The organism is Streptomyces thermocarboxydus, from assembly GCF_024760485.1.
Classification (GTDB): domain Bacteria; phylum Actinomycetota; class Actinomycetes; order Streptomycetales; family Streptomycetaceae; genus Streptomyces; species Streptomyces cellulosae.
Genome location: NZ_CP058273.1, coordinates 4828051 through 4844631, shown reverse-complemented (window position 1 = coordinate 4844631; position 16581 = coordinate 4828051). Strand labels below are relative to the sequence as shown.

Annotated in this window: 14 protein-coding genes; 9 read left to right on the top strand and 5 right to left on the bottom strand. The window is 71.5% G+C overall.

Translation table 11 applies throughout. The features are described from left to right. Positions 1 to 39: 39 nt before the first annotated feature. Positions 40 to 819 (top strand): protein phosphatase 2C domain-containing protein, encoded by a 780-nt coding sequence (locus AY578_RS22475; protein ID WP_258904902.1) that lies wholly within the window; start codon positions 40 to 42, stop codon positions 817 to 819. 307 nt (positions 820 to 1126) lie between these two features. Here AY578_RS22475 and AY578_RS22470 read toward each other — a convergent pair whose 3' ends face one another. Next, positions 1127 to 1621: a MarR family winged helix-turn-helix transcriptional regulator gene (locus tag AY578_RS22470; RefSeq protein ID WP_019522938.1), complete on the bottom strand. Its 495-nt coding sequence runs from the start codon at positions 1619 to 1621 to the stop codon at positions 1127 to 1129. 225 nt (positions 1622 to 1846) lie between these two features. On the opposite strand from AY578_RS22470, the gene AY578_RS22465 reads away from it, so the two are divergent. Next, positions 1847 to 2674, top strand: a complete 828-nt coding sequence (locus tag AY578_RS22465) for a lysozyme (RefSeq protein ID WP_019522937.1) — start codon at positions 1847 to 1849, stop codon at positions 2672 to 2674. 78 nt (positions 2675 to 2752) lie between these two features. On the opposite strand, the gene lon is transcribed toward AY578_RS22465, so the two are convergent. Beyond that, positions 2753 to 5167 carry an endopeptidase La gene (gene lon, locus AY578_RS22460; protein WP_189901136.1) on the bottom strand — a complete coding sequence of 805 codons (2415 nt, stop codon included), beginning with the start codon at positions 5165 to 5167 and terminating at the stop codon, positions 2753 to 2755. A gap of 150 nt (positions 5168 to 5317) precedes the next feature. Here lon and AY578_RS22455 point away from each other — a divergent pair, with 150 nt between their 5' ends. The 7 genes from AY578_RS22455 to AY578_RS22425 all read left to right on the top strand — a co-directional run bounded on the left by AY578_RS22455 (position 5318) and on the right by AY578_RS22425 (position 14569). Next, a complete protein-coding gene (locus AY578_RS22455; protein ID WP_258904879.1) occupies positions 5318 to 6007 on the top strand; it encodes a spermidine synthase family protein in 690 nt (229 codons plus the stop codon). Positions 6008 to 6132: 125 nt separating this feature from the next. After that, entirely contained in the window at positions 6133 to 6873 is a 741-nt protein-coding gene (locus AY578_RS22450) for a response regulator transcription factor (protein ID WP_028959305.1), read from the top strand. Next, a complete protein-coding gene (locus AY578_RS22445) occupies positions 6870 to 7979 on the top strand; it encodes a sensor histidine kinase (protein ID WP_258904868.1) in 1110 nt (369 codons plus the stop codon). Before AY578_RS22450 ends, AY578_RS22445 begins: the two co-directional genes overlap by 4 nt. Before the next feature lie 291 nt (positions 7980 to 8270). Continuing rightward, entirely contained in the window at positions 8271 to 12068 is a 3798-nt protein-coding gene (locus AY578_RS22440; RefSeq protein WP_019522932.1) for a multifunctional oxoglutarate decarboxylase/oxoglutarate dehydrogenase thiamine pyrophosphate-binding subunit/dihydrolipoyllysine-residue succinyltransferase subunit, read from the top strand. Between the two features lie 88 nt (positions 12069 to 12156). Next, complete coding sequence (locus tag AY578_RS22435) at positions 12157 to 12336, top strand: DUF6104 family protein (protein ID WP_003992906.1); 180 nt, start codon at positions 12157 to 12159, stop codon at positions 12334 to 12336. Between the two features lie 309 nt (positions 12337 to 12645). Next, positions 12646 to 13518 carry a DUF4097 family beta strand repeat-containing protein gene (locus tag AY578_RS22430; protein WP_161107445.1) on the top strand — a complete coding sequence of 291 codons (873 nt, stop codon included), beginning with the start codon at positions 12646 to 12648 and terminating at the stop codon, positions 13516 to 13518. Between the two features lies 1 nt (position 13519). Continuing rightward, on the top strand, positions 13520 to 14569 hold the full coding sequence (locus AY578_RS22425) for a PadR family transcriptional regulator (RefSeq protein ID WP_028959307.1): 1050 nt from the start codon (positions 13520 to 13522) through the stop codon (positions 14567 to 14569). A 70-nt stretch (positions 14570 to 14639) separates the two neighbouring features. Here AY578_RS22425 and AY578_RS22420 read toward each other — a convergent pair whose 3' ends face one another. The 3 genes from AY578_RS22420 to AY578_RS22410 form a co-directional block, all read right to left on the bottom strand. Continuing rightward, a complete protein-coding gene (locus tag AY578_RS22420) occupies positions 14640 to 15200 on the bottom strand; it encodes a Clp protease N-terminal domain-containing protein (RefSeq protein ID WP_258904825.1) in 561 nt (186 codons plus the stop codon). Further along, a complete protein-coding gene (locus AY578_RS22415) occupies positions 15200 to 15409 on the bottom strand; it encodes an HTH domain-containing protein (RefSeq protein ID WP_028959309.1) in 210 nt (69 codons plus the stop codon). Before AY578_RS22415 ends, AY578_RS22420 begins: the two co-directional genes overlap by 1 nt. A gap of 103 nt (positions 15410 to 15512) precedes the next feature. Further along, positions 15513 to 16478, bottom strand: coding sequence for a zinc-binding dehydrogenase (locus AY578_RS22410; RefSeq protein ID WP_019522927.1), 966 nt, complete (start codon positions 16476 to 16478; stop codon positions 15513 to 15515). Between the last annotated feature and the right edge of the window lie 103 nt (positions 16479 to 16581).

The following is a 16581-nucleotide window of genomic DNA, read 5'->3' as shown; positions in this document are numbered from 1 at the left end:
TCCGGCGGTCGTTGTGGGGAGCTCGTGCAGACTGGCCGGATGCGCACGGAGCTTGTTTCGGAACCCGGTGATCCGGGACGCCCCAACGAGGACTTCGCGAGCGTCGCGCTCCCCGCCTCCGGACAGGGCGGCGCGCTCGTGGTCCTGGACGGCGTGACGCCGCCGTCGGACGGGGGCGGGTGTCTGCATTCGGTGCACTGGTTCACCGCCCGGCTGGGCGGCGCTCTGACCGAACTGACCGTTTCCCTCCCGGATGTTCCCCTGACCGGGGTGCTGTCGCGCGGGATCGCACGTACGGCCGAGAGTCATGCCTCGACCTGTGACCTTTCTCACCCCCGAACGCCGCAGGCAACGGTGGTGCTGGCGCGCTGGTCACCCGACTCGGTGGAGTGTCTGGTGCTGTCGGACTCGGTCCTGCTGGTCGAGTCGCCGGACGGCGCGGTCACGGCGGTACGGGACGACCGGCTGGACCGGTTGCCCCGTTCGGCCCTGTCCAGCCACGAGGTCGTGGACACGACGCTGCGGAACAAGGAGGGCGGGTTCTTCACGGCCGCGGCCGATCCGGCGGTGTCGTCACGCGCCGTGACCGTCTCCCTGCCCCGTGAGCGGGTGCGGGCGTTGACCGCGCTGACGGACGGGGCGTCGCGGTGGGTGGAGCGGTTCGCGGAGGGGGACTGGGGGGACTGCGTGCGGGTGATTCGGGAGGAGGGGGCGGCGGGGCTGGTCCGGAGGGTGCGTGCCCTGGAGCGGGGGCGGCCCCTCGGGGGGAAGACGCATGACGATGCGACGGCCGTTCACGTGGAGCTGCCGTTCGCGTGACGGCGCCACCCGCACGGCGGATCCGTGTCCGGCTGCGGGCCGGTGGGGGCCGATCGCGCAGTTCCCCGCGCCCCTGAGGGACGCCGCCGCTGCGGGCAGTCGTGCCGCTAGGGGCGGCACGGGTGGGCGCAGCGGCACCCCGCCGACGCCGGGTGCGGGACCTCCGTGGCTGGGCGCGCAGTTCCCCGCGCCCCTCAGGGACGCCTCCGCCGCAGCCCGCCTCAAAGCGCCACGCGCCGCAGCTGCGGGCCGACCGTGGCTGGGCGCGCAGTTCCCCGCGCCCCTGAAGGGGGGCTGCAGGGACCCCTTACTTCTCCATGCCCCGGTTCAGCCTGTGCAGCAGGCGCGCCAGTTCGTCGACCTCCGTCGGGTTCCAGTCGGCCAGGCGGCCGGCATAGCGGGCCCGGCGGGCCTCGCGGACGCGGCTCACCCGGCGGCGCCCCTCCTCCGTGAGGGTGACGAGCCAGGCGCGTCCGTCGGCGGGGTCGGGCTCGCGCCCCACGAGCCCGAGCTCCTCCAGGGCGCGCAGCTGGCGCGACATCGTCGCCTTGCCGACGCCGATGTAGGAGGCCAGTTCGGTGGCCCGCTGCCGCCCGCACTCCTCCAGACGGACCAGCAGTCCGTACGCGGACGGCTCGAGGTCGGGGTGGACCTCGCGCGCCATCTCCCCCTGGCTGGCCCGGGCGCGCCTCAGCAGGACCGTCAACTCGCGTTCCAGCGCGAGGAACGCGGGCTGTTCCACCCCGGACGCGGGTTCCGGCGAACCGGCGCGCTCCTCGCCGCCGTTTCCGTCTTCGTGCACGTTGGCCCCTGCCTGTTTCCCGTTCTGAAAGTTCTCGCCGAGTGGCGGCGTCGCCCCAGCTCCATAAGTATTTCGCAGGCGTAGACCAACGGCAGCGCGCGGCGATTCCGCCCGCCGCCGTGGCCGACGCCCGCAGTTTCTCTACCAGGCCATTACGTGGCATGCCCACTACATGCGATGTGGGTCACATTCCGGGTTCGTCCCATGACCGTTCGGAGATGCGTCATGCCTGTGCACAGATCCCGACTCGTCCGCATACGCGCGCTCGGCACCGCCGGCGCCGTCCTGCTCACGCTGCTCGCCCTTCCGCAGACCTCCGCCGTCGCCGACGGCGCCTCCCCCTCCGTCCCGCCGCGCGGCTCCGCCCACATGGGCATGGGCGTCCTCGCCCACGACGGCCAGGCCGGCCTGCCCACCTCCCGCGCCACCCAGACGGAGGGCGTGGACGTCTCCAGCCACCAGGGCAACGTCGCCTGGCCCACGCTGTGGAGCAGCGGGGTGCGCTGGGCCTACGCCAAGGCGACGGAGGGCACGTACTACACCAACCCGTACCACGCGCAGCAGTACAACGGCTCCTACGACGTCGGCATGGTCCGCGGCGCCTACCACTTCGCCACCCCCGACACCACGACCGGCGCCGCCCAGGCGGACTACTTCGTGGACCGCGGCGGCGCCTGGTCCGCCGACGGACGCACCCTGCCGGGCGTCCTGGACATCGAGTGGAACCCGTACGGCGACGACTGCTACGGCAAGTCGGCGAGCTCGATGGTGAGCTGGATCCGCGACTTCCTCGACCGCTACCGCGCCCGCACCGGCCGCGACGCCGTCATCTACACCGCGACCAGCTGGTGGAAGCAGTGCACCGGCAACTACGCGGGCTTCGCGTCCACCCCGCTGTGGATCGCCCGGTACGCCTCCACCGTGGGCGAACTGCCCGCAGGCTGGTCCACGTACACGATGTGGCAGTACACCTCGACCGGCCCGACGGTCGGCGACCACGACCGCTTCAACGGCACCGTCGACGGGGTGCGGTCCTTCGCCACCGGAAGCTGACCCAAGGCCCTCGGCGGCACGGGAAAGGCCCGGGCCTCCCTCACGGAGCCCGGGCCTCCCCTCATCCGGCGGCCCCCGTCACGCGGCCACCGGAACCTCCGGCGCCGCCCCGTTCGTCGCCGGGGACAGCGCCAGCTCCAGGACCTGGCGGACGTCGGTGACGGCGTGCACGTCGAGCTTCTCCAGCACCTCCGCCGGGACGTCGTCCAGGTCGGGCTCGTTGCGCTTGGGGATGATCACGGTGGTGACGCCCGCCCGGTGCGCGGCGAGCAGCTTCTGCTTCACCCCGCCGATGGGCAGCACCCGCCCGGTCAGCGACACCTCCCCGGTCATCGCCACGTCCGTGCGCACCAGGCGTCCGGAGAGCAGCGAGGCCAGGGCCGTGGTCATCGTGATGCCCGCGCTCGGGCCGTCCTTGGGGACCGCGCCCGCCGGGAAGTGGATGTGCACGCCCCGGTCCTTCAGGTCGCCCACCGGCAGTTCCAGCTCGGCGCCGTGGCTGCGCAGGAAGCTCAGCGCGATCTGCGCCGACTCCTTCATCACGTCGCCCAGCTGGCCGGTCAGGGTCAGCCCCGCCGCGCCCGTCTCCGGGTCGGCCAGGGACGCCTCGACGTAGAGGACGTCACCGCCGGCGCCGGTCACGGCGAGCCCGGTGGCGACGCCGGGCACCGCGGTGCGCCGCTCGGCGGGTTCCTGGGCGGACTCCGGCACGTGGTGCGGCCGCCCGATCAGACCGCGCAGGTCGCCCTCGGTCACGGTGAACGGCAGCTCCCGCTCCCCCAGTTCGTGCTGGGCCGCGACCTTGCGCAGCAGCCGCGCGACCGACCGCTCCAGGTTGCGCACGCCGGCCTCGCGCGTGTACTCGCCGGCCAGCTTGCGCAGCGCGCCCTCCTCGATCGTCACCTCGTCCGGCTGCAGACCGGCCCGCTCCAGCTGGCGCGGGAGCAGGTGGTCGCGGGCGATGACGATCTTCTCGTCCTCGGTGTAGCCGTCGAGGCGGACCAGCTCCATACGGTCGAGCAGGGCCTCCGGGATGGCCTCCAGGACGTTGGCGGTGGCGAGGAACACCACATCGGACAGGTCGAGTTCGACCTCCAGGTAGTGGTCCCGGAAGGTGTGGTTCTGCGCCGGGTCGAGGACCTCCAGCAGGGCCGCCGCGGGGTCGCCGCGGAAGTCGGAGCCGACCTTGTCGATCTCGTCGAGCAGGACGACCGGGTTCATCGAGCCGGCCTCCTTGATCGCCCGCACGATCCGGCCGGGCAGCGCGCCGACGTAGGTGCGGCGGTGGCCGCGGATCTCCGCCTCGTCGCGGACGCCGCCGAGGGCGACCCGGACGAACTTGCGGCCCATGGCGTGCGCGACGGACTCGCCGAGCGAGGTCTTGCCGACGCCGGGCGGGCCCACCAGGGCCAGCACCGCGCCGCCGCGCCGCCCGCCGACGACGCCCAGGCCCCGGTCGCTGCGCCGCTTGCGCACGGCCAGGTACTCGGTGATGCGCTCCTTCACGTCCTGCAGCCCCGCGTGCTCGGCGTCCAGGACCTCCTGGGCGCCGCGGATGTCGTAGGAGTCCTCGGTGCGCTCGTTCCACGGCATCTCCAGGACCGTGTCGAGCCAGGTGCGGATCCAGGAGCCCTCGGGCGACTGGTCGGAGGAGCGCTCCAGCTTGTCGACCTCCTTGAGCGCGGCCTCGCGGACCTTCTCGGGGAGATCGGCGGCCTCGACGCGGGCCCGGTAGTCGTCGGACTCGTCACCGTCCTGCTCGCCGTTCAGCTCGCGCAGCTCCTTGCGGACCGCCTCCAGCTGGCGGCGGAGCAGGAACTCCCGCTGCTGCTTGTCGACGCCCTCCTGGACGTCCTTGGCAATGGTCTCGGCGACGTCCTGCTCGGCGAGGTGGTCGCGCAGCTGCTGGGTGGCGAGCTTCAGCCGGGCCACCGGGTCGGTGGTCTCCAGCAGGGCGACCTTCTGTTCGGTGGTGAGGAACGGCGAGTAGCCGGAGTTGTCGGCGAGCGCGGAGACGTCGTCGATGGCCTGGACCCGGTCCACGACCTGCCAGGCGCCGCGCTTGCGCAGCCAGGCGGTGGCGAGCGCCTTGTACTCCTTGACCAGTTCGGTCACGTGGCCGGGCAGCGGCTCGGGCACGCTCTCGTCGATGCGGGTGCCCTCCACCCACAGCGCCGCGCCCGGCCCGGTGGTGCCGGCGCCGATGCGCACCCGCCCCCGGCCGCGGATCAGCGCGCCCGGGTCGCCGTCGGCCAGCCGGCCGACCTGCTCGACCGTGCCCAGCACGCCGGTCCCGGCGTAGGTGCCGTCGACGCGCGGCACGAGGAGCACCTTGGGCTTGCCCGGTTCGTCGCGGGCGGCGGCCTGGGCGGCCTCCACCGCCGCGCGCACCTCGGAATCGCTCAGGTCCAGCGGAACCACCATCCCGGGCAGCACGACCTCGTCGTCGAGCGGCAGCACGGGCAGGGCGAGCGGTGTGGACTCAGCAGCCATGATCTCCCCTTCGGCAGTCAAGTTGAGCTATGTCGACTCAATGCAGGGGAGCTGGCGAATGTTCCCAAGGCGGCGTTCGCTCTCAGCGATCACCGGGCCGGGCCGTCCGGGCCCGGATCACCGCCGGGCGGGACCTGCCAGGATGAACGCATGTCCACCCCCTACGGCATTCCCGAAGCTCCTGAAGTCCTGGACCGTCGCGAGGGCCCGTACGGCGAGGTCGTACTGCGCAGACACGGCGGTCTGCTGCAGATCATCGCCAACGGCTGCTTCCTGATGGACACCTCCGACGGACGTTCCGAGCGGCTGCTCGTGGACGCGGCCCTGGCGGCCCTGGACCCGGGGGCCGCGGAGCCGTCGGTGCTGATCGGCGGGCTGGGCGTGGGCTTCTCCCTGGCGCACGCGGCCGGGCAGGAGCGCTGGGGGCGGATCTCGGTGGTGGAGCGGGAGCCTGCGATCATCGGCTGGCACCGCTCGGGCCCGCTGGCCGAGCTCTCCGGCGCGGCGCTCGCCGACCCCCGGACGGAGATCGTCGAGCAGGATTTGATTACTTACGTCAATGAGACATCCGACACATTCGACGCGCTGTGTCTCGACATCGACAACGGACCCGACTGGACCGTCGACGAGGGCAACGAGGGGCTCTACTCGCCCGACGGACTCGCCGCGTGTGCAAGGGTGTTGAAGCCGCGCGGGGTCCTCGCGGTATGGTCCGCGAAGCCTTCACCGGAATTCGAGGGAACCTTGCGGAATGCCGGGTTCCGGCAGGTGCGTACCGAAGAGATCCCCGTTGCCCGAGGCGTTCCGGACGTCGTGCACATCGGCGTCCGCCCTGGATAGCAAAGCCGTGGTGAATCCCCGTACGCTGCTGCCCTGACGCGGATCATTCAAGCGTCAATCGCAGTGATGCGCAGACGACGGATCACCCCACGGATTCCGGAAAAAGCACACCTCAGGGGCGGGCGATGGAGCAGACACAGACCTCCCACAACGGCACGGCGACGACCACCCCCGGCGCGCAGCGCAGGGTCCTGGTGGTCGAGGACGACGCGACGATCGTGGACGCCATCGCGACCCGCCTGCGTGCCGAGGGATTCCTGGTGCAAACGGCGGGCGACGGTCCGTCCGCGGTGGACACGGCGGAGGCCTGGCAGCCCGACCTGCTGATCCTCGACATCATGCTGCCGGGCTTCGACGGCCTGGAGGTCTGCCGGCGCGTGCAGGCCCAGCGGCCGGTGCCGGTGCTGATGCTCACCGCGCGCGACGACGAGACCGACATGCTGGTGGGCCTCGGCGTCGGCGCCGACGACTACATGACCAAGCCGTTCTCCATGCGGGAGCTGGCGGCGCGCGTGCACGTGCTGCTGCGCCGCATGGAGCGCGCGGCCCTCGCGGCCACCACCCCGCGCAGCGGCATCCTGCGCCTGGGCGAGCTGGAGATCGACCACGCGCAGCGCCGGGTGCGCGTGCGCAGCGAGGACGTCCATCTGACGCCCACCGAGTTCGACCTCCTGGTGTGCCTGGCCAACACCCCGCGCGCGGTGCTCTCCCGTGAGCAGCTGCTGGCCGAGGTGTGGGACTGGGCGGACGCCTCCGGCACCCGGACCGTGGACAGCCACATCAAGGCGCTGCGCCGGAAGATCGGCGCCGAGCGCATCCGCACCGTGCACGGCGTGGGCTACGCCCTGGAGACGCCGACGCCATGAGCGGGGGTCCGGCGGGACGCGGACAGCGGAAGAAGCAGCCCTGGGGCGGTGTGCGCCCGTTCTCGATCAAGACCAAGCTGGGCGCGCTGGTCGTCGTCTCGGTCCTGATCACCACCGGACTCTCGGTGATCGCGGTGCACACCAAGACGGAGCTGCGCTTCATCACGGTCTTCTCGATGATCGCCACGCTGCTGATCACCCAGTTCGTGGCGCACTCCCTCACCGCCCCGCTGGACGACATGAACGCCGTCGCGCGGTCCATCTCGCACGGCGACTACACCCGCCGGGTGCGCGAGAGCCGCCGCGACGAGCTGGGCGACCTGGCCCAGACGATCAACGTCATGGCCGACGAGCTGGAGGCGCAGGACAGCCAGCGCAAGGAGCTGGTCGCCAACGTCTCGCACGAGCTGCGCACCCCCATCGCGGGGCTGCGCGCGGTGCTGGAGAACATCGTCGACGGGGTCACCAAGGCCGATCCCGAGACGATGCGCACGGCCCTGAAGCAGACCGAGCGGCTCGGCCGCCTGGTGGAGACGCTGCTGGACCTCTCTCGCCTGGACAACGGCGTGGTCCCGCTGAGGAAGCGCCGCTTCGAGGTGTGGCCGTACCTGTCGGGCGTGCTGAAGGAGGCCAACATGGTGGCCTCCGCCCGGGCGAGCATGGCCTCGGGCTCCGGCAGCCACACCCGTACGGACGTGCATCTGCACCTGGACGTCTCGCCGCCCGAGCTGGTGGCGCACGCCGATCCCGAGCGGATCCACCAGGTGGTCGCCAACCTGATCGACAACGCGGTCAAGCACAGCCCGCCGCACGGCCGGGTGACCGTGCGGGCCCGGCAGGGCTCCGAGCCGGAGTCGCTGGAGCTGGAGGTGCTGGACGAGGGTCCGGGCATCCCGCGCACGGAGTGGCACCGGGTCTTCGAGCGGTTCAACCGCGGCAGCGTCAACCGGCCGCACGGCCCCGGCAGCGACGGCGGCACCGGTCTGGGCCTCGCGATCGCCCGCTGGGCCGTGGATCTGCACGGCGGCCGGATCGGGGTGGCGGAATCGGAGCGTGGTTGCCGGATTCTGATCACTCTTCCGGGGCCCTCTTCTGTGCCAAGTTGACGTAAAGTTCGAACCGGAGCCTCAAGATCCATCTGTGTTCGCCCTGGCGGACACGTGTGATCAGGCACAGGCCCGCGCGCGGGGCGCGACGGGCCCTGGTCGAGCGATGCCTGATACCGTCGGAAGAAGCGGAACCTCGCTTGTTTCCCGCCAAATCCAGCGCTGAAACACCCGCCGAGATGTGATGTGCACGACGTTGCACGGGCCCGGCCTGACCTTCTCGCGCGGGGAGGCGTAGCCTTTATTTCCGCTGTCCATCATCTTGCGAAGCGGAAGAGGGCGGTTGACGCCGTGTCGCCACAGTCCCCCAGTAACTCGAGCATCTCGACCGACACCGACCAAGCGGGAAAGAACCCCGCTGCGGCCTTCGGTGCCAACGAATGGCTCGTCGACGAGATCTACCAGCAGTACCTCCAGGACCCGAACTCGGTGGACCGAGCCTGGTGGGACTTCTTCGCCGACTACAAGCCGGGCGCTCCCGCGTCCCCGGCTCCGGCGGGTGACGCGGCCGCGGGGGCCGCGGTGACCCCCACCGCTCCGTCCCGGCCGGCCGCGCCCGCGCAGGCCCAGGCGCCCGCGCAGCCCGCCGCGCCGGCGCAGCCCGCCCCGGCCGCCAAGGCCCCGGCTCAGGCGAAGGCCCCGGCCCAGCCGGCGAAGCAGGCCGCTCCCGCCGCCAAGCCGGCGCCGGCCAAGAAGGCCGAGCCCGCGGGTGAGGCGAAGGCCGGTCCCGACCAGGTCACCCTGCGCGGTCCGTCCGCCGCGGTCGCGAAGAACATGGACGCCTCGCTGGAGCTGCCCACGGCCACGTCCGTGCGCGCGGTCCCGGTGAAGCTGCTGTTCGACAACCGCATCGTCATCAACAACCACCTGAAGCGCGCGCGGGGCGGGAAGATCTCCTTCACGCACCTCATCGGCTACGCCATGGTCCAGGCCATCAAGGCCATGCCGGCCATGAACTACTCGTACGCGAAGGTGGACGGCAAGCCCACCCTGGTCAAGCCGGAGCACATCAACCTCGGCCTCGCCATCGACCTGGTCAAGCCCAACGGCGACCGCCAGCTCGTCGTCGCGGCGATCAAGAAGGCCGAGACGCTGAACTTCTTCGAGTTCTGGCAGGCCTACGAGGACATCGTCCGTCGCGCCCGCGACAACAAGCTGACGATGGACGACTTCACCGGCGTCACGGTCTCCCTGACCAACCCCGGCGGCCTGGGCACGGTCCACTCCGTGCCGCGTCTGATGCCCGGCCAGTCCGTGATCATGGGCGTCGGCTCCATGGACTACCCGGCGGAGTTCCAGGGCACCTCCCAGGACACCCTGAACAAGCTCGGCATCTCGAAGGTCATGACGCTCACGTCGACCTACGACCACCGGGTGATCCAGGGCGCCGCCTCCGGCGAGTTCCTGCGCCAGGTCGCGAACCTCCTGCTCGGCGAGAACAACTTCTACGACGAGATCTTCGAGGCGCTGCGCATCCCCTACGAGCCGGTCCGCTGGCTCAAGGACATCGACGCCAGCCACGACGACGACGTCACCAAGGCCGCCCGGGTCTTCGACCTGATCCACTCCTACCGGGTCCGCGGCCACGTCATGGCCGACACCGACCCGCTCGAGTACAAGGTCCGCAAGCACCCCGACCTGGACATCGTCGAGCACGGCCTCACCCTGTGGGACCTGGAGCGCGAGTTCGCCGTCGGCGGCTTCGCCGGCAAGTCGATGATGAAGCTGCGCGACATCCTCGGCGTGCTCCGCGACTCGTACTGCCGCACCACCGGCATCGAGTTCATGCACATCCAGGACCCCAAGCAGCGCAAGTGGATCCAGGACCGCGTGGAGCGCGGCCACACCAAGCCGGAGCGCGAGGAGCAGCTGCGCATCCTGCGCCGGCTGAACGCGGCGGAGGCCTTCGAGACCTTCCTGCAGACCAAGTACGTCGGCCAGAAGCGCTTCTCGCTGGAGGGCGGCGAGTCCGTCATCCCGCTGCTCGACGCGGTGCTGGACTCGGCCGCCGAGTCCCGCCTGGACGAGGTCGTCATCGGCATGGCCCACCGCGGCCGCCTGAACGTCCTCGCCAACATCGTCGGCAAGTCGTACGCGCAGATCTTCCGCGAGTTCGAGGGCAACCTCGACCCGAAGTCGATGCACGGCTCCGGCGACGTGAAGTACCACCTGGGCGCCGAGGGCACCTTCACCGGCCTGGACGGCGAGCAGATCAAGGTCTCGCTGGTCGCCAACCCCTCGCACCTGGAGGCGGTCGACCCGGTCCTGGAGGGCGTCGCCCGCGCCAAGCAGGACATCATCAACAAGGGCGGCACGGACTTCACCGTCCTGCCGGTGGCGATCCACGGCGACGCGGCCTTCGCGGGCCAGGGCGTGGTGGCCGAGACCCTGAACATGTCGCAGCTGCGCGGCTACCGCACCGGCGGCACCGTGCACGTCGTCATCAACAACCAGGTCGGCTTCACCGCGGCCCCCGAGTCCTCGCGCTCCTCGATGTACGCGACGGACGTGGCCCGCATGATCGAGGCCCCGATCTTCCACGTGAACGGCGACGACCCGGAGGCGGTCGTGCGCGTCGCGCGCCTGGCCTTCGAGTTCCGCCAGGCGTTCAACAAGGACGTGGTGATCGACCTCATCTGCTACCGCCGCCGCGGTCACAACGAGTCGGACAACCCGGCCTTCACCCAGCCGCTGATGTACGACCTGATCGACAAGAAGCGCTCGGTGCGCAAGCTGTACACCGAGTCCCTCATCGGTCGCGGCGACATCACCCTGGAAGAGGCCGAGCAGGCGCTGCAGGACTACCAGGGCCAGCTGGAGAAGGTCTTCACGGAGGTCCGCGAGGCCACCTCGCAGCCCGCCACGGTCGCCCCGTCCGACCCGCAGGCCGAGTTCCCGGTCGCCGTGAACACCGCGGTCACCTCGGAGGTCGTGAAGCGGATCGCCGAGTCGCAGGTGAACATCCCCGACCACATCACCGTCCACCCGCGTCTGCTGCCGCAGCTGCAGCGCCGGGCGTCGATGGTCGAGGACGGCACCATCGACTGGGGCATGGGCGAGACCCTCGCCTTCGGCTCGCTGCTCCTCGAGGGCGTCCCGGTCCGGCTCGCCGGCCAGGACTCGCAGCGCGGCACCTTCGGCCAGCGTCACGCGGTCATCATCGACCGTGAGACGGGCGAGGAGTACACGCCGCTGCAGTACCTCTCCGAGGACCAGGCGCGGCTGAACGTCTACAACTCCCTGCTGTCCGAGTACGCGGCCATGGGCTTCGAGTACGGCTACTCGCTGGCCCGCCCGGACGCGCTCGTGCTGTGGGAGGCGCAGTTCGGCGACTTCGTCAACGGCGCGCAGACGGTCGTGGACGAGTTCATCTCGTCGGCCGAGCAGAAGTGGAACCAGACCTCCGGTGTGGTCCTGCTCCTGCCGCACGGCTACGAGGGCCAGGGCCCGGACCACTCCTCGGCCCGCCCGGAGCGCTTCCTGCAGCTCTGCGCCCAGAACAACATGACGGTCGCCATGCCGACCTCGCCGTCGAACTACTTCCACCTCCTGCGGTGGCAGGTGCACAACCCGCACCACAAGCCGCTGGTGGTCTTCACCCCGAAGTCGATGCTGCGCCTCAAGGCCGCCGCGTCGAAGGCGGACGAGTTTACGACGGGCCAGTTCCGCCCGGTCATCGGCGACGACACGGTCGACCCGGCCGCCGTGAAGAAGGTCGTCTTCTGCGCGGGCAAGGTCTACTACGACCTGATCGCCGAGAAGAAGAAGCGCGGCGCGGACGACACGGCGATCATCCGCATCGAGCGCCTGTACCCGCTGCCGGGTGCCGAGCTCCAGGCGGAGATCAAGAAGTACCCGAACGCCGAGAAGTACCTGTGGGCGCAGGAGGAGCCGGCGAACCAGGGCGCCTGGCCGTTCATCGCGCTCAACCTGATCGACCACCTGGACCTGGCGGTCGGCGCCGATCTGCCGCACGACGAGCGTCTGCGCCGCATCTCGCGGCCGCACAGCTCGTCCCCGGCGGTCGGCTCCGCGAAGCGCCACCAGGCCGAGCAGGAGCAGTTGGTGCGCGAGGTCTTCGAGGCCTGAGCCACACCGGCACGCGGTACGCGAGCGGGCCGCACTCCCTTCCCGGGGGTGCGGCCCGCCCCGTTTCCCGGCACATATCCTTGACCTCATGTACTTCACGGACCGTGGCATCGAGGAACTGGAGAAGCGGCGCGGCGAGGAGGAGGTCACCTTCGAGTGGCTCGCGGAACAACTCCGCACCTTCGTCGACCTCAACCCCGACTTCGAGGTCCCGGTGGAACGCCTGGCAACATGGCTGGCCCGCCTGGACGACGAGGACGACGAGTAGTCCGCGCTCCCCGCGGACCGCTCCGCCGCTTCCCGCGGGCGATCGTGCCTCCCCCAGTGCCTTGAGGGCCTGGGAGGTGCCGCCCGGGAGCGGCACGGGCGGGCGCGACGGCTCCCGCTGACACCGGGCTGCGACACACCCCCGCCCAGCCCCGACCCACCTCCCTATAGCGCAACCCCAAGGCACCGTTCACACGAACGTGTGCCTTGACTTTAGCCTGCCGCGATATATCGTGAATCGAGTAATACGCGATATGACGCAACCCGCCCGCGCCCAAGCCCAGGGCACCCCGCGATCAGGAGGCCGTCCATGCCCGAGTGGTCCGTCCAGGACAAAACGAACCTCACCTTCGACGCCCCCCTGACCCACCTCAACGTCCGCATCGTCAACGGCACGGTGAACGTCGTGGGCACGGACGAACCCCACGCCCACCTCCAGGTCACCGACGTCGAAGGCCCGCCCCTCCTCGTGACCCACCAGGACGGCGTCCTGACCGTCGCGTACGACGACCTCCCCTGGAAGGGCTTCCTCAAGTGGCTCGACCGCAAGGGCTGGCGCCGCAGCGCGGTGGTCTCCCTCGCGGTCCCGGCGCAGACCCGCGTGGAGGTCGGCGTGGTCGGCGCGGGCGCCGTCGTCTCCGGCATCCGGGGCCCCGCCGCGGTGAAGGGCGTCGCGGGCGACACCACGCTGGTCCACCTGTCCGGCCCGGTCCGCGCGGACACCGTCTCCGGCAGCGTGGAGGCCCAGTCCGTGACCGGCGACCTCCACTTCGCCTCCGTCTCCGGCGACCTCACGGTCGTCGAGGGCTCCGGCCCCTCCGTCCGGGCGGACACGGTCAGCGGCTCGATGATCGTGGACCTGGACCCCGAGGGCCCCACCGACATCCGGCTGACCAGCGTCTCGGGCGAGATCGCCGTCCGGCTGCCCGACCCGGCGGACGCCGACGTGGAGGCCAACACGGCGAGCGGCGCCATCTCCAACGCCTTCGACGACCTGCGGGTGCAGGGGATGTGGGGCGCCCACAAGCTCACCGGCCGCCTCGGCGCGGGCAGCGGCAAGCTGCGGGCCACCACCGTCTCCGGCTCCATCGCCCTGCTGCGCCGCCCGCCCCGCGAGGACGGGCCCGACCTGCGGGGCGGCCCGGGAGACAATGCCGGTACGACCGACAAGAAGGTGCTCTGACATGCCCCCCGTCTTCGCCCACGGACGCCTCCGTCTCTACCTGCTGAAGCTGCTCGACGAGGCCCCCCGGCACGGCTACGAGGTGATCCGCCTCCTCGAGGAGCGCTTCCAGGGGCTGTACGCGCCGTCCGCGGGCACGGTCTACCCCCGGCTGGCCAAGCTGGAGGCGGAGGGGCTGGTCACCCACACCACCGAGGGCGGACGCAAGGTCTACTCGATCACCGACGCCGGCCGCGCCGAACTGGCCGACCGCAGTGGTGAGCTGGCCGACCTGGAGCTGGAGATCCGCGAGTCGGTCGCCGAGCTGGCCGCCGAGATCCGGGCCGACGTCAGCGGCGCGGCGGGCGATCTGCGCCGCGAGATGCGCGCCGCGGCGGGCCGGGCCCGGCAGGCGCGGGGCGGCTCCGCGTCCGGCGGCAAGGACGCCCCCTCGGGTGACTTCGACTTCGGCGACTTCTCGGCGTTCGGCGACAAGGACGCCTGGCGCGCCGCCAAGGAGGAGATGCGCCGCGCCAAGCAGGAGTGGAAGGAGCAGGCCCGGCGCGCCAAGGACGAGAGCCGGCGCTCCCGCGAGGAGGCCCAGCGCGCCCGCCGCCAGGCCAAGGAGGCCCAGGACCGGGCGCAGGAGCAGGTGCAGCGCATCGTGAGGCAGGTACAGGAGCAGGTGCAGGGGCACTTCGCCCGCGGCGACTGGCCTTCCGGACTGCGCGAGGGTCTCGGCGAACTGGTCAAGGAGATGGGCGAGTTCGGGAAGGACTTCACCTTCGGGCGTCCGGGCTCCGCGAAGGGGCCGGAGTCCCGTCCGTCGTACTCCATGACCCCCGAGGACTTCCCGGCCGACTACGCGCCCTCCTGGGGCCATGCGAGCGCCGCTGAGTCCACGGGCGACCCGGCGCGTGACCTGGAGCGGCTGCTGGACCGCTTCCGGGACGACGTCCGGGACGCCGCGCGGGACCACGGAGTCACCGAGGAGCAGTTGCGCGACGCCCGCCGCCATCTGTCGGAGGCGGCCGCCCGCATCGGGGCGCTGCTGAAGGCGCCGAAGGCCTGACACCGGGGCTCTCCGGCGCCGCAGAGCCGGCGCCGGAGACCCTGCGGCCGGGGCGGGCCCTGAGAGCCCGTCAGCCCGCCTTGGCCTCGCCGTCGCCGTAGAGCACGCGGGTGACCGACGCGTGGGTGACCCCGTGGTCGGCGAGGACCTCGGCGGGCACGCCGGGGCGGGCGGTGAGGGCGAGCAGCAGATGCTCGTCGCCGATGTGGCGGTGGCCGCGGGCGGTGGCGGTGCGCAGCGCACCGGTCAGGACGTCCTTGGCCGCCCGGTCGAAGGGGCGGTGCCCCCGCCACCGGGAGCGGGACGGCTCCGCGGACAGCGCTCCGGGGCCGTGCGTCTCCTCCACCCGGGCGACGATCTCCGGGACGTCGATGCCCAGCCCGGCAAGGGCGTCCGTCTCGGCCTGGGTGAGACCGCCCCGCCGCCGTGCCCGCTCCAGGGCCTCCCGTACGGGCTCGCGGCGTTCGCCGAGCCCGAGGGCGGTCAGGGCGAAGGAGGCGCGGCTGCCCTCCCGGTCGAGCAGGGCGAGAAGCAGATGCTCCGCGCCGACGCGGGCCGCTCCCGTCCGTTCGGCGTGGGAGACGGCCCCCCTGGCCACGTCCCGGGCGTCCTTGGTGAACCGTTCGAACATCAATGCCTCCCGTACTTCTTGTGCACGGCCTGCCTGCTGACCCCGAGTTCGGTGGCGATCTCCTGCCACGACCAGCCGTGGTTGCGCGCGTTGCGCACCTGCACGGCCTCCAGCTGCTCCAGCAGCTTGCGCAGCGCGGCGACGGCCCGCAGGCCGACCCGCGGATCACGGTCGCCCGCCCGCTCGGCGAGATCCGTTGCCTCAGTCATGATGTCAACTTACGTTGACACTCCCGCACTGTCAACCACCGTTGACATGCGAACGGCCGGCCCGGAAGCACCGGGCCGGCCGTGGAAGCGGGAGGATCACCCGTCAGGGGTTGGTGAGCACGATCTTGCCGAACAGCTCGCCGGACGCCATCCGTTCGAAGCCCTCGCGGGCCCGGTCCAGGGGCAGCACCTCGTCGATGACGGGCCGCACGCCGGTCGCGGCGCAGAAGGACAGCAGGTCCTCCAGCTCGTCCTTGGTGCCCATCGTGGACCCCACGACCTTCAGCTCCAGGAAGAAGATGCGGGTCAGCTCGGCGTGCGAGGGCCGGTCGCCGCTGGTGGCGCCGGAGATCACCAGCGTGCCGCCGGGGCGCAGCGACTTCACCGAGTGGGACCAGGTGGCCGCGCCCACGGTCTCGATCACCGCGTCGACCCGGTGCGGCAGCCGCGCGCCGGGCTCGACGGCCTCCAGGGCGCCCAGCTCCAGCGCCCGCTTGCGCTTGGCCTCGTCCCGGCTGGTGGCGAAGACCCGCAGCCCCGCCGCCTTGCCGAGGACGATCGCGGCGGTCGCGACCCCGCCGCCGGCGCCCTGCACCAGCACGGAGTCACCGGGGCGCACGCCCGCGTTGGTGAACAGCATCCGGTAGGCGGTCAGCCAGGCCGTGGGCAGACAGGCCGCCTCCTCGAAGGACAGCTCCTTCGGCTTGGGCAGGATGTTCCAGGTGGGCACGGAGACCTGCTCGGCGAAGGTGCCCTGGTAGCGCTCGGTCAGAATGGAGCGGGGCTCCTTGGGCCCCACGCCGTGACCGGACTCGCCGATCACCGAGTGGAGGACGACCTCGTTGCCGTCCTCGTCGATCCCGGCGGCGTCGCAGCCGAGGATCATCGGCAGCTTGTCCTCCGCGAGGCCGACGCCGCGCAGGGACCAGAGGTCGTGATGGTTGAGGGAGGCGGCCTTGACCGTGACGGTGCTCCAGCCCGGCCGGGACTCGGGAGCGGGTCGTTCCCCCGACTCCAGTCCGTTGAGCGGCTCATCGCGGTCGATTCGGGCGGCGTAGACAGCGAACATGACCTTGACGATAGGTTCCGCGCCCCGCCGAAGGAACCGTGCCCGCCTGTGACACACGCCCCCTTGCGCCGGACCGGGGCCCCACGAAACGGCACGAAGGCCC

Excerpts from the sequence above, each read along its gene's own strand:
- AY578_RS22475 (WP_258904902.1), top strand. The coding sequence starts at position 40 with ATGCGCACGGAGCTTGTTTCGGAACCCGGTGATCCGGGACGCCCCAAC.
- AY578_RS22465 (WP_019522937.1), top strand. The coding sequence starts at position 1,847 with ATGCCTGTGCACAGATCCCGACTCGTCCGCATACGCGCGCTCGGCACC.
- AY578_RS22425 (WP_028959307.1), top strand. The coding sequence starts at position 13,520 with ATGCCCCCCGTCTTCGCCCACGGACGCCTCCGTCTCTACCTGCTGAAG.
- lon (WP_189901136.1), bottom strand. The coding sequence starts at position 5,167 with ATGGCTGCTGAGTCCACACCGCTCGCCCTGCCCGTGCTGCCGCTCGAC.
- AY578_RS22445 (WP_258904868.1), top strand. The coding sequence starts at position 6,870 with ATGAGCGGGGGTCCGGCGGGACGCGGACAGCGGAAGAAGCAGCCCTGG.
- AY578_RS22420 (WP_258904825.1), bottom strand. The coding sequence starts at position 15,200 with ATGTTCGAACGGTTCACCAAGGACGCCCGGGACGTGGCCAGGGGGGCC.
- AY578_RS22415 (WP_028959309.1), bottom strand. The coding sequence starts at position 15,409 with ATGACTGAGGCAACGGATCTCGCCGAGCGGGCGGGCGACCGTGATCCG.
- AY578_RS22435 (WP_003992906.1), top strand. The coding sequence starts at position 12,157 with ATGTACTTCACGGACCGTGGCATCGAGGAACTGGAGAAGCGGCGCGGC.
- AY578_RS22430 (WP_161107445.1), top strand. The coding sequence starts at position 12,646 with ATGCCCGAGTGGTCCGTCCAGGACAAAACGAACCTCACCTTCGACGCC.
- AY578_RS22450 (WP_028959305.1), top strand. The coding sequence starts at position 6,133 with ATGGAGCAGACACAGACCTCCCACAACGGCACGGCGACGACCACCCCC.
- AY578_RS22455 (WP_258904879.1), top strand. The coding sequence starts at position 5,318 with ATGTCCACCCCCTACGGCATTCCCGAAGCTCCTGAAGTCCTGGACCGT.
- AY578_RS22410 (WP_019522927.1), bottom strand. The coding sequence starts at position 16,478 with ATGTTCGCTGTCTACGCCGCCCGAATCGACCGCGATGAGCCGCTCAAC.